Annotated in this window: 11 protein-coding genes; 10 read left to right on the plus strand and 1 reads right to left on the minus strand. The window is 33.1% G+C overall.

All coding sequences use genetic code 11. The annotated features are described in order from the left end of the window. Positions 1-4 precede the first annotated feature (4 nt). Genes neuC through SMGD1_RS05255 form a run of 10 tightly spaced genes read left to right on the plus strand, consistent with a single transcriptional unit; the run spans position 5 to position 11,761 of the window. Entirely contained in the window at positions 5-1,138 is a 1,134-nt protein-coding gene (gene neuC, locus SMGD1_RS05210; protein WP_008335628.1) for a UDP-N-acetylglucosamine 2-epimerase, read from the plus strand. Next, positions 1,131-1,973, plus strand: coding sequence for an NAD-dependent epimerase/dehydratase family protein (locus SMGD1_RS05215; protein ID WP_008335803.1), 843 nt, complete (start codon positions 1,131-1,133; stop codon positions 1,971-1,973). The genes neuC and SMGD1_RS05215 overlap by 8 nt, the downstream gene beginning before the upstream one ends. Next, positions 1,970-3,031 carry a nucleotidyltransferase family protein gene (locus SMGD1_RS05220; RefSeq protein ID WP_008335785.1) on the plus strand — a complete coding sequence of 354 codons (1,062 nt, stop codon included), beginning with the start codon at positions 1,970-1,972 and terminating at the stop codon, positions 3,029-3,031. The genes SMGD1_RS05215 and SMGD1_RS05220 overlap by 4 nt, the downstream gene beginning before the upstream one ends. Further along, complete coding sequence (locus SMGD1_RS05225; protein WP_008336024.1) at positions 3,028-4,419, plus strand: B12-binding domain-containing radical SAM protein; 1,392 nt, start codon at positions 3,028-3,030, stop codon at positions 4,417-4,419. The genes SMGD1_RS05220 and SMGD1_RS05225 overlap by 4 nt, the downstream gene beginning before the upstream one ends. Before the next feature lie 8 nt (positions 4,420-4,427). Further along, positions 4,428-5,192: an imidazole glycerol phosphate synthase subunit HisF gene (hisF, locus tag SMGD1_RS05230; protein ID WP_008335164.1), complete on the plus strand. Its 765-nt coding sequence runs from the start codon at positions 4,428-4,430 to the stop codon at positions 5,190-5,192. Then, positions 5,185-5,817 (plus strand): imidazole glycerol phosphate synthase subunit HisH, encoded by a 633-nt coding sequence (gene hisH, locus SMGD1_RS05235; protein WP_008336014.1) that lies wholly within the window; start codon positions 5,185-5,187, stop codon positions 5,815-5,817. The genes hisF and hisH overlap by 8 nt, the downstream gene beginning before the upstream one ends. After that, a complete protein-coding gene (locus SMGD1_RS05240; RefSeq protein WP_008336841.1) occupies positions 5,810-7,039 on the plus strand; it encodes an N-acetyl sugar amidotransferase in 1,230 nt (409 codons plus the stop codon). Before hisH ends, SMGD1_RS05240 begins: the two co-directional genes overlap by 8 nt. After that, complete coding sequence (locus SMGD1_RS05245) at positions 7,032-7,727, plus strand: acylneuraminate cytidylyltransferase family protein (protein WP_008335671.1); 696 nt, start codon at positions 7,032-7,034, stop codon at positions 7,725-7,727. The genes SMGD1_RS05240 and SMGD1_RS05245 overlap by 8 nt, the downstream gene beginning before the upstream one ends. After that, on the plus strand, positions 7,720-9,720 hold the full coding sequence (locus tag SMGD1_RS05250; RefSeq protein WP_008335425.1) for a 6-hydroxymethylpterin diphosphokinase MptE-like protein: 2,001 nt from the start codon (positions 7,720-7,722) through the stop codon (positions 9,718-9,720). The genes SMGD1_RS05245 and SMGD1_RS05250 overlap by 8 nt, the downstream gene beginning before the upstream one ends. Positions 9,721-9,754: 34 nt before the next feature. After that, on the plus strand, positions 9,755-11,761 hold the full coding sequence (locus SMGD1_RS05255) for a motility associated factor glycosyltransferase family protein (protein WP_008336662.1): 2,007 nt from the start codon (positions 9,755-9,757) through the stop codon (positions 11,759-11,761). 30 nt (positions 11,762-11,791) lie between these two features. On the opposite strand, the gene SMGD1_RS05260 is transcribed toward SMGD1_RS05255, so the two are convergent. Next, a complete protein-coding gene (locus SMGD1_RS05260; RefSeq protein WP_008336323.1) occupies positions 11,792-12,619 on the minus strand; it encodes a flagellin N-terminal helical domain-containing protein in 828 nt (275 codons plus the stop codon). Between the last annotated feature and the right edge of the window lie 10 nt (positions 12,620-12,629).

Raw genomic sequence — 12,629 nt, forward strand, 5'->3', positions numbered from 1 at the left:
CAAAATGAAAATATTAACACTTGTTGAGAGACGAGCAGACTACTCTAGAATGAGGCCAATACTAAAAGAGCTATACATAGATCCTTTCTTTGATGTACACTTGGTAGTTACTGGCATCTGTCTTCTTGATATTCATGGTAGTGATATTGATTACATCAAAGAAGATGGATTTAAGATAAACGCACAGCTTGAAATGTTCGAGCCAAACACGAGAAATACAAATGCTTCTATGGTTAAAGCCCTAAGCAAAATCATGAGTTCTATGACTGATGAACTTGAAAAAATCAAACCTGATCTAGTTCTTACAGGTTTTGACATAGGTGCGAACCTAGCTACAACTATTGCAGCAGCCCATATGAATATACCCGTAGCTCACATACAAGGCGGTGAGGTGACTGGAAGTATTGATGAAAGCATCAGACACGCAATGAGTAAATTTGCTCATATTCACTTTCCTGCGACTGAAGATGCAAGGCAAAGATTAATTAGACTAGGTGAAAACCCGGACTATGTTTTTAATGTCGGCTGTCCATCAATCGACACAATCGTGCAGACTCCTCTCATAGACAAAAGTATATTGGAGAAAAAATTTAATATTGACTTTTCAAAACCAACTATTTTACTTATCCAGCATCCAGTAACAACTGAAAGTTCTGAATCAAAAAGACAGATTTTAAACACTATAGAAGTTATTAAAGACTTAGGTGTTCAAGCTCTTGTAGCTCTTCCCAACAATGATGCGGGATCTTCAGATATTATAGATGAAATTAAAAACTCTGGACTTAGCTGGTACCCTAGTCTCTCAACAGAGGAGTTCATAAATGTTTATAGAAACATCTGGGCGATTGTAGGAAACTCTAGCTCAGGGATTCATGAATCTTCTACATTTGGAATACCTGCTGTAAACATAGGTACAAGACAACAAGACAGGGAAAGAGCAGATAATGTAATAGACGTATCATACGACAAAGCAGATATCAAAGCAGGTATAGAAAAAGCACTCTTTGATGCTGATACAAGAGAAAAAGCTAAACATACGCATAATCCATACGGAGAAGGTGAGTCTGCGAAAGAGATAGTAAAGGTATTAAAAACTGTCTCACTTGAGGGCATAGTTCAAAAGAGATTTTATGAGTAGTATCCTAATTTTAGGAGCAAGTGGATTACTTGGTCGGACTTTAGTAGATTTTTTTAAAGATAAAAATCATACAATAGGTGTGCTAAGTAGAAATCCAATACACTATACAGAACCAAATATAGAAGTTCATAGTGTTGATATACTAGAGTATAACTCACTAGATTCTGTAATACAGAAGTATAAAACTATCATCAACTGTACTGGTCAAATCACAAACCCTATCAACCTCTCTCTTTTATTAAATACAGATGGAATAAGCAATATCGTAAAAGCTGTAAAAAAGCATGATAAAAGGCTAATACATATCTCTTCTGTAGCAGTTTACGGTGAAGCTGAGTATGTTAATGAAGAAAGCCACATAAACCCACAAACTCCTTATGGAAGCTTCAAATATTTCTCAGAGTATATAGTCAAAAGCAATTTAAAAAACTACTCTATTTTAAGAGTGTCAAATCTATTTGGAAAGCATCAGGAAAAAGGAATCATTAATTATCTAACAAAAAGTTATTTAAATAATACTCCTAATGTACATTTTAATAATGATGGCAGTTTAAAACGCTACTATTTGCATATAAAAGATTTATCGTCAATTATCAATGAAATAATGAAGATAAACCTTAGTGGTACTTATAATATTATTGGCAGTGAATGCTTAAATATAAAAGAGTTGGTTAAAAGATTTGAAGATATTTTAAACTACAAATATTTTGTAAACTATTCAGAGGATTTGGCTATAGAGAACATAGACAAGATAGATGATTCTAAAATCAAAAGTATTACAGATACTACGCCTAAAGTCGATATGAATAAGTACATAGAGGAGCTCAAGCGATGAAATCTTTTGCGAAAGTAATACTTGGTAAAGACTCTAATATTAGAGATGTTTTAGAAATTATTGATAGCGGTGATATGAGGATAGCTCTAATAGTAGAGGCAAATAACAAGCTCATAGGAACCGTCTCAGATGGAGATATACGAAGAGCTTTCCTTAAGGGTGCTACACTAGATGACCCCATAGAAGGAATCATCTTCAAGGACTTCACCTATGCAAAAGCAGGCGATTCAAAAGACAAACTCATAAAACTTGCAAAGTACAATCAAATATATATCATTCCCATAATAGATGAAAATTTTATACTACTCGGGATAGAGGAAGTAAACGATTTAATAGATACTAAAGAGTATGCAAACAAGGTTGTCTTAATGGTCGGAGGACTTGGAACTAGACTTAGACCACTGACAGATGATATGCCAAAACCATTACTAAAGGTTGGTAATAAACCAATACTTGAGACTATTATAGATAACTTCTCAAAATATGGGTTTAAAGACTTTATCCTAAGTGTGAACTATAAGTCTGAAATGATTAAAAAACATTTTGGAAATGGAAGTCGTTTTGGAGTAAATATAGAGTATGTTCAAGAAGACAAAAGAATGGGTACAGCTGGTGCTCTTTCACTTATGAGAGAGAAGTTAAAAGATGATTTTTTTGTGATGAACGGGGATCTTCTTACAAATGTAAACTATGAACACCTTCTAAACTATCATCTAAACGACAATGCAGTTGCTACTATGTGTGTAAAAGAGTATGACTTTCAAATACCCTACGGTGTTGTAAATATTGAGCATAATCATATCACATCGATTAGTGAAAAGCCTATACATAAGTTTTTTGTAAATGCTGGCATATATATGTTAAGTCCAAGTACTTTAGAATTTATTCCAAACAATGAATTCTTTGATATGCCAACACTATTTGATAATTTAATCCAACATAAACAAAAAAGTATCTCATTTCCTATTCGAGAGTATTGGCTCGATATCGGTGAAATAGAAGAATACAAAAAAGCAAATATAGAATATCTAGATATTTTTGAAGGAAAAGATGAATGAAAGTATTATTAATCTCTTACGATAACGAATCACTTGTACAGTGGTTTCCTCAGTCAAACGCATACTTGGCAGGAACACTTTTAAAGCATGGCCATGAGGTTGAGATTTATTCGCAAGATATCCATCACTATCCTGATGAGCATCTGACTCAGTTTCTCAATGAAAACAAGTTTGATATGGTTGGGCTTAGCTTTATCGGTGGATATTACGAGTACGCTAAAGCGCTAAAAATATCTGAAGCTATAAACAACTCTTCGCAGAGACCTTTTTATGTAATAGGTGGATTTGGCCCTACTCCAGATCCTGATTATTTTTTGAAAAAGACTGGTGCTGAAGTTGTTGTTATGGGAGAGGGTGAAGTAACTCTTATTGACCTAATAGACCATATAGAACAAGGCAAAACACTAAACACTGTACTTGGTATCTCCTATAGAGGAGAAAACGGTAAAACAAAAAGAAATCCATCAAGACCTCTTATAGAAGATGTTGACTCGATTCCTATGCCTGCATATCATCTATTTAACATTGAACATTACAGATTATCTCGTCAAGCAAACATTGGTAAAACTGACTTTGCTATGCCTATTTTAAGTGGTAGAGGATGTACCTTCACTTGTAACTTCTGCTATAGAATGGACAAAGGTTTTAGAGGTAGAAGTAACGAATCAATCTTAGAAGAAGTTAGATACTTACAGGAAAACTATAGAATCAACTATATAGCATTCTCAGATGAACTTTTAATGTCGTCAATAGAGAGGACTATGAGTCTTTCTCAAGCTATTATTGACAGTGGATTAAAGTTCAAATGGTACTGTAACGGGAGACTCAACTACGCTAAACCAAAAGTACTTAAACTTATGAAAGAGGCTGGCTGTGTCTTTATAAACTACGGTATTGAATCTTTTGACAATGAGATTCTAAAAGTTATGCACAAAGTTTTAACCACTAAACAGATTGAAGTTGGAATCCAAAACACTCTAGATATTGGAATAAGTCCAGGCTTTAATATTATATTTGGAAATATTGGAGAGACAAGAGAGATACTTATGAAAGGAGTTGACTTCTTACTTAAATATGATGACGGCTCTCAGATGAGAACTATAAGACCTGTAACTCCATACCCAGGCTCACCGCTTTACGATCATGCTATCGAAAAAGGGCTACTAAAAGATATTGCTGATTTTTATGAAAACAAGCATACAAACTCAGATCTTCTGACTTGTAACTTTACTCCAATGACTGATGATGAATTTTATAGAGCAATTTCAGATGCAAATGAGATACTGCTTGACAACTATCAAGCTAGAATAAAAAAACAGATGAAAGAGACTCTTCATGATCTTTATATTGGGCAAAACTCAAACTTCCGTGGTTTTAGACAGACATAAGATAAAAAATGAAAAAAATAAGAGTTATTGCTAGAATAGATATAAAAAATGAACACACGATTAAAGGTATCCATTTAGAGGGATTACGAAAAGTAGGAAACCCAAACGAGATGGCACTCAGATACTACGAAGACGGCATTGATGAGATAGTTCTTATGGATGCAGTTGCCTCACTTTATGATAGAAATTCTCTTAAAGATGTGATAGTAAAAGCGTGTGAAGATATTTTTATACCCATCACAGTTGGCGGTGGACTTAGAAATCTTCAAGACATACAAGAAGCATTAAATTCAGGAGCGGATAAAGTAGCTATAAATACTCAAGCTATTAGAGAGCCTAGTTTTATCACCACTGCATCTAAGCAATTTGGATCTCAATGTATAATATCTTCAATCGTTGCAAAAAAGATTGATGATGGAAAATGGGAAGCTTATATTGAAAACGGTCGAGAGCCGACAGGTGTTGATGTCCTAGCTTGGGCTAAAGAGGTTCAAGAGCTTGGTGCAGGTGAGATAATGCTTACTTCCATCGATAAAGAAGGAACAAAAAAGGGTTTTGATTTAGAACTAAACAAAGCTGTAGCAGAACTGGTAAATATACCTGTAATCTCTAGTGGAGGCGCTGGAAGTACTAAAGATATAGTTCATCTGTGTGAAAGTTCTGACATAGATGCTGTGGCCATAGCATCTATACTTCACTACAAACTAGAGAGTGTCAGTGAAATTAAAAAGACACTAATAAACAATAAAATAAAAGTAAGAATAGATGCTTAATATAACTATCCTAGACTATGGTCTTGGAAATATCAGAAGTCTGAAAAATGCTTTTGAGCATCTCGGAGTTGCATGCACTCTTTCAAAAGATAGAACAACTATACTAAACTCTGATGCACTAATCCTTCCTGGCGTCGGTGCATTCTCACACGCAATGAATATATTAAATAAAGATAATCTTGTAGATGTTATTAGAGAGTTTGCCGACTCAAATAAACCACTGCTTGGCATCTGTTTAGGTATGCAGCTACTTTTTAAAGAAAGTGAAGAATTTGGAAAAAGTGATGGATTAGGACTGATTGATGGAAGTGTAGTAAAACTAAGTAATTGTAAAAAGCTTCCGCATGTTGGTTGGCAGACACTAGAAAATCAGATGGATACTCAAGGTACGATACTCCAAGATATAAACAAAAATTCAGAATTTTACTTCGTACACTCTTTTGTAGTAGGTATAAATAATGCTTACACTCTAAGTAGTTCAAGCTATGGAAATGCGCTATTTAGCTCTTGTGTAAAAAAAGAGAATATTTACGGATGCCAATTTCATCCGGAAAAAAGTGCTAAAGCTGGATTGAAAATATTAAACAACTTTATAGAAATAACAAAAAGGTTCAAGAATGGCTAATAAGCTAGAAGCATTTTATGGTCTACCTCAAGAGGTTAAGTTTTGTAAAAAGTGTATTATCTCAAATCAAAGACCTAGCTCTACAGTTGAGTTTAAAAACTCAAAAGATCTAAAAAAAGAAGTAATTAACTTTGATGAAAATGATGTTTGTTCAGCTTGTAGCTACCATGAAGAAAAAGAAAAACAAGTAGACTGGAGTGAGAGAGAAAAAAACTTAGAAGAGTTACTTTCACGTTTTAGAAGAACAGATGGCAGATATGATGTAATCATTCCCGGAAGTGGCGGAAAAGACAGTGCTTTTACAGCACACATTTTGAAATACAAATATGGAATGAATCCACTGACAGTAACATGGTCTCCACACCTCTACACAGATATTGGCTGGAAAAATATGCAAGAGTGGATGCATACAGGCGGATTAGACAATATGCTCTATACTCCTAATGGAAAGCTTCATCGTCTTCTAACAAAACTATCTTTTGAAAATATGCTACACCCTTTTCAACCATTTATAGTAGGGCAAAAAATAATCGGTCCAATGATGGCTCAAAAATTTGGTGTTAAGCTTGTTATGTATGGAGAAAACCAAGCTGAGTACGGAAATAAAGTAGATCAAAATACTCACTCTGTTATGAACCCTGAATTTTTCTCAATAACAGACCCACTAGAGATGCAGTTTGGTGGCGTAAGCATGAAAGAGATTATTGATAACTATGAATTTACTATCAATGATTTTACTCCATATATTCCGCCAAAACTTGATACTCTTGTAGATGCAGGCGTAGAGATGCATTACCTAGGATATTACCTTCAATGGGATCCGCAAGAGTGTTACTACTATGCGGTAGAAAATACAGGATTCACAGCAAATACAGAAAGAACTGAAGGTTCTTACTCAAAATACAGCTCTCTTGATGATAAAATAGATACTTTTCACTACTTTACTACTCTAATCAAGTTTGGAATAGGTAGAGCTACTTATGACGCTTCTCAAGAGGTTAGAAATGATAAGATAACTAGAGAAGAAGCTGCATACTTGGTAAAAAAATATGATACTGAATTTCCAAAAAAATACTTCAAAGAGTTTTTAGACTACGTCAGCATCACAGAAGAGAAGTTTTGGGAAATTGTAGATAGACATAGATCTCCTCATATTTGGAAAAATGTTGATGGAGAGTGGAAGCTTAGACATACTGCTAACAATGACGGAACAGATGACTAATAAAATCTTAGCCATCATTCCAGCTCGTGGTGGCTCAAAAGGTTTACCTAAAAAGAATATTTTAGACTTACTCTCTAAACCACTGATCGTATGGAGTATAGATGCTGCTCTAAACTCCAAATACATCACTAAAACACTCGTAAGTTCTGATAACGATGAAATACTCTCCATATCTAAAAAGTATGGTTCAAGCACTATTAAAAGACCGGATATCTTAGCTACTGATACAGCTTCAAGTGAATCAGCCGTTTTAGATGCATTAAAAAAACTAAAAGAAGATTCAGAAGAATATGATTATCTTATTCTACTCCAGCCAACTTCACCGCTTAGGGATGCTAAAGATATCGATGAAGCTTTTGAAATATTTTTCAACTCAGATGCAACTGCTCTGATTAGTGTATGTGAAACCGACAACAAAATATTAAAAGCTTTTAAAAAAAATGACTCTGGATATATTGATGGCATCTCAAATAATGACTATCCTTTTGCCAGAAGACAAGACCTGCCAAAAACATATATGAGCAATGGGGCTATATATATTATTAAAGTAGATGAATTTTTAAAGAGCGAAAAATTATTCACAGACAAAACAATCTCCTATGTAATGAGTGATGAAAAAAGTATAGATGTTGATACAAAAGAAGACTTTGAGTCTATAGAGACTATTTTAAAGGTCAAAAATGCATGATATAAATGAGTTCATTACAAAAAACTTTAACGACAATATCTCATATTTACAATCATATCATCCTGAGACCTTTGACAAATTGGCTGCCTTAGACAGTGCTATAGCAAATGCTCACTATAGAGAAAAGTACGAACTTGTGTACGAAAACAACTATTTCGATGTTTTTGAAAAAGATACAAATAGTTATCTTTACACTCAAAACAGTGCAAAATATGCCGACATAGCCGCACAGAGTGTAAACTATAACATTGAGGAAAACTTATTTAAATGCTTTCATGAACATGAGTTTAATGAAGATAGTTTAAAGATGTATAAAGCGATGAATCCACTAGAACATGAGATGAGTGGATTTGCTCCTATTATGGACTATTATAAAAAGAAATCCATAAAGAACAAGCTATTAAAAACACTAAATAAATTTGTTTTCTTTGGTGTAGGTCTTGGTTTACACATATCATCTATTCATCAAAAAATCCACAGTGAAGTCTATCTAATAATAGAAGATGATTTGGAACTTTTTAGGTTATCTCTTTTTACATTAAACTACGCAGATATTGCTAAAGAGAGTACACTAATTTTTTCAGTATTTGAGCAAAATAGTGAATTTGCACTAACATGTACAAAGTTCTTCAATACTAAGTTTTACTATAATCACTATATAAAATACTTTCATATTCTTAGTCATAGTAATGATAAAGTAGAACAGTTTCACATAGCTGTATCTTCACAGTCTCATCTTCTTTTTTATTATAATACTCTGCTTAATCAATATATAAAGCCTCTTGATTATATGTTTAAAGACTATAACTTTCTAAATAAGAATTTGAATTTCAATGACACAAAACTAAAAGATACAAAATTCCTTATTCTTGGAGCTGGTCCTTCTCTTCAAAAAAACAAAAAATGGCTTCAAGAAAATCAAGAAAATTTCATAATAGTGGCCGTCTCTGCAACCATTCCATTTTTAATCCAAGAGAATATCAAAGCTGATATTATTGTTCATCTAGATGCTTTTAATGCATCTATAAAGTTTTATGAAGACGCTAAGTACCTAAAACATTTAGAAAACTCTATTTTCTTCTTCTCAGATAGAGTACCCTCACAAATCATTGAGAAACTTCCTAAAGATAAAATATTCTTTTTCGAAAACGGAACAAAGTATAAAGAAAAAACATTAAAGCCGTCTGCACCATGTGTCGGCTCAATATCTTACCAGATACTACTTTTTTTAAATGCACAAAATATCTATCTACTAGGGGTTGATCTAGCCATTGACTCAAAAACCGGAAAGACTCATATTGATTCTCATTCATATGTTCAAACAATGAATATAGATGAAAACAGAATAAAAAAAGATTTATTCACATATGCTGAAACTCTATTTCCTGTTCAGGGTAATATTGGGGATGAAGTATTAACAACAGCTCAACTGCTAACTTCCATTGATAGTATTAACCAATCAACTCAAATATTTAAAAACAGTGAACAAAACGTATTTAACCTTGGAAATGGTGCAAAATTTGTAGATATAAAAGCCGTATCTATTCAAGAGTTAAAATATGTATCTAAGTACAACAAAGAAGCTGCATCTAGCTACATATATGACTTGTGCAGTAAAGAGCCTCTAAATGCATTAAATGCCTCAGAATTAGATAGTTTAAGAAATAAGCTAACTCACTCTATTAATCTCTATTCAACTTTAGCAAAATACTCCTCCCATGACAAAACATCATCTTCAAAATATATTAAAGATCTGATAAATTTAACTCATACGTTGACAAATGAAAAAGAAAAATCAAAGTATGAGTTAAGTCGTGTTATAGATGCATATTTAAAATATATCCTAGGCTTTATCTTTGACTTAGCAAATGCTAAAGAAGAGAACAATCTCATCTCACATCTTAAGCACATGGATGCCTTGCTAATACAAAATCTCACACTTATAACTAAAGTTTACACATATAAAATAGAGAATAAAATCAAGGGCAATTAATTTTGCTATAATCTAAATAAAAAAAGAGACATATATGGAATCTATAGAGAACCAGGCTATTTCGAACTATGAGAAGAATATGGAGTATTTTTCAAAGGAGAAAAAAACTCTTTTTAATACTATCAATGTATTTAATCATGCTTTAGAAAACGGTGACTATACAGCACAATATGATCTAGAATATATAAACGGTTACTTTGATGTAAAACTTATAAAGAGTTCAAATTTTCTATATGCTAGAAACAGTAATGATTTCTCAAAAGAGTTAGCTAAACTTGTAGATTTTAAGAAAAACACATATACTTTTGAAGGTTTCCCAGTATACAATTTTTCTGAAGAAAAACTCCAAAACCTGGATGATATGAACAGTGGATTAGAAGGCATCTACCCTCTTATGACTTACTATCTTGAAAATACAAAAAGAGATGATGAGATGAAGAGAATAGAAAAATTTATCTTTGTCGGTACTGGACTTGGTTTTCATATTCCACTTATAAATGATAAAATAGATGCTGATGAATATCTGTTTATCGAGGATGATTTAGAGCTTTTTAGACTCTCATTATTTACAACTCAGTACTACAAACTTGCAGAAACCAGCTTCCTATTTTTTAGTGTGGCTGATGATGAAAATCTTTTTCTAAATACCATGAAAAGGTTTTTACATGACACTTTCTTTTATAATCGCTTTTTAAAATACTCATACTTTAGTGCACATTCAGATGATAAAATAAAACAGATTCAAAATGCACTAATGGCTCAGTCTTTTGCTTCCTTTCCATATAAAACAGAGTTAAAAAAATTCACTAAACCATTTGAATTGATTAGTGATGAATACAATATTTTAAACTTGAATAATCATTATGAAGATTCTATCTTTAATAAAAAACCTGTTCTCATTATAACCGCTGGTCCATCTTTTAAAAAAAATATAGAATGGCTAAAACAAAATCATACCAAGTTTCTTGTAATAGCAGTATCTGCAACTTTAAAAAGGTTATATGAGCATAATATAGTTCCTGATATTCTAACTCATATTGATGGGTTTGAAGATTCTATGTCTCACTATGACGGTGTTCCTGTAGAAGAATATTTAAAAAACACTACAGTTATACTTGGACCATTTGCTCTAAAAAAACTGCGTAATATGTTTCCAAAAGAAAATGTATTTTCGTATGAAGAAAATACAGAATACTTTGAAAACCATGGTTTTTTAATAACACCTTGTGTCGGCTCATTCTCTCTGGTTATATCACTAATATTTAATTCTCAAAATGTATATTTACTTGGTCTTGACTTAGCACTAGATCAAGAAACTGGGTCATCACATGCAGATAATGACCATGTCTTCTATGAAGAGAGTGACATGGAGAAAAAAGACCTATTAATAGATACTATGTCACTTTTAAAAAATGTGTTTCCTGTTAAAGGCAACCTTAGAGATGTTGTATATACTACTTCTATCCTTCACCTATCAGTACAGTCTTTATACTTAACGATTAAGAATGTAAAAAGAGATGATCAGAATCTATATAACTTAAATGACGGAGCACAAATTAACCAAGCTATACCTACTCCTATTGAAGATGTAGACACAGCTATATTTGAAAGTATAGATAAATCAGATCTTCACAACGCTATCCAAAATACACTACTTAGTCATTCCAGCAATAAGTTAAGTGAAGATGACATCATATCTCTCAAAAAACGACTTGAAGAGACTAGAGTTATCAAAAAAGATATTGAGTCATACATAAAAAATGTCCGCCATAATAATTCAAATAGTTTTCAATATGATCTTTTAGGAATAGTATCTGATATCATAGATAAAAATGGGCGTGAAACACATAACCTTGCTCATGTTTATCAAACTTACTTTAAGTATATAGTACCCATCGTAATGGATCTGTTTAACACAAAAGGCATAAAAAATGAAAAAAGACACATTAAAAAATTAGATAAACTGATTCAAAAAGAGTTACTCTTAATTGTAAATACATATGAAAAGGCTATAGTAGATTTTTTAGAAGAGAAATATTAGAAGAGAAGAGAGCTAAAGCTCTTAACTCATCTACTGAAGTAATCTCAATACATTTTGCTGAACAGCATTAGCTTGACTCATCGCATAAGATCCAGACTGAGCTAAAATATTATGTTTTGCAAATGTTGCTGATTCTGCTGCAAAGTCAACATCTCTGATCTGAGACTCCGCTGATTTTACATTCACTTCTGTTACAGAAATATTTCTGATTGTAGACTCTAGTTTATTTTGAGCCGCACCAAGTGTTGCACGCTGTCCATCAACTGCTACAATGGCAAGGTCAACATTAGAAATAGTGCCTTCTGCTGCTGTTCTTGTAGTTACAGCTGTACCACCTGTTACTAAGACTGCTGTTTGTGCTGAACCAATAGCAACTGTTTGAACCTCAGTTGAATATGCACCTGTATGAAACGTAAAACTACCTGCTGTACCACCTGTCCCATCTAAAAGATTTACACCATTGAACTTAGTAGTGGTAGCAATATCATTAGCTTCTCCCAATAATGCAACTACCTCTTGAGATATGTAACCTCTTGATGTAGCATCTTGAGTATCATTCGAAGCTTGAATTGCAAGGACACGAACTCTTTTTAAGATATTTCCATACTCTTCTAAAGCACCATCTGCTGTTTGAATAAGACCGATACCGTCATTTGAGTTACGAATCGCTTGACCAAGGCCTTGTGACTGTGCAGCAAGTTTATTTGCAATTGCTAGACCAGCTGAATCATCGGCCGCTTTGTTAATACGAAGACCTGATGAAAGAGAGTTAAGACTTTTATCAAGTCCTACATTGTTCATTGTAGCGTTTCTGTGTGCGTTCATTGCACCAATATTTGTGTTGATTCTAAAACCCATGACACATCCT

The sequence above is a fragment of the Sulfurimonas gotlandica GD1 genome (assembly GCF_000242915.1).
Lineage (GTDB): Bacteria > Campylobacterota > Campylobacteria > Campylobacterales > Sulfurimonadaceae > Sulfurimonas > Sulfurimonas gotlandica.

Coding starts and splice junctions, on each gene's coding strand:
- SMGD1_RS05220 (WP_008335785.1), top strand. CDS start 1,970: ATGAAATCTTTTGCGAAAGTAATACTTGGTAAAGACTCTAATATTAGA.
- SMGD1_RS05260 (WP_008336323.1), bottom strand. CDS start 12,619: ATGGGTTTTAGAATCAACACAAATATTGGTGCAATGAACGCACACAGA.
- SMGD1_RS05240 (WP_008336841.1), top strand. CDS start 5,810: ATGGCTAATAAGCTAGAAGCATTTTATGGTCTACCTCAAGAGGTTAAG.
- SMGD1_RS05250 (WP_008335425.1), top strand. CDS start 7,720: ATGCATGATATAAATGAGTTCATTACAAAAAACTTTAACGACAATATC.
- SMGD1_RS05215 (WP_008335803.1), top strand. CDS start 1,131: ATGAGTAGTATCCTAATTTTAGGAGCAAGTGGATTACTTGGTCGGACT.
- hisF (WP_008335164.1), top strand. CDS start 4,428: ATGAAAAAAATAAGAGTTATTGCTAGAATAGATATAAAAAATGAACAC.
- hisH (WP_008336014.1), top strand. CDS start 5,185: ATGCTTAATATAACTATCCTAGACTATGGTCTTGGAAATATCAGAAGT.
- SMGD1_RS05245 (WP_008335671.1), top strand. CDS start 7,032: ATGACTAATAAAATCTTAGCCATCATTCCAGCTCGTGGTGGCTCAAAA.
- neuC (WP_008335628.1), top strand. CDS start 5: ATGAAAATATTAACACTTGTTGAGAGACGAGCAGACTACTCTAGAATG.
- SMGD1_RS05225 (WP_008336024.1), top strand. CDS start 3,028: ATGAAAGTATTATTAATCTCTTACGATAACGAATCACTTGTACAGTGG.
- SMGD1_RS05255 (WP_008336662.1), top strand. CDS start 9,755: ATGGAATCTATAGAGAACCAGGCTATTTCGAACTATGAGAAGAATATG.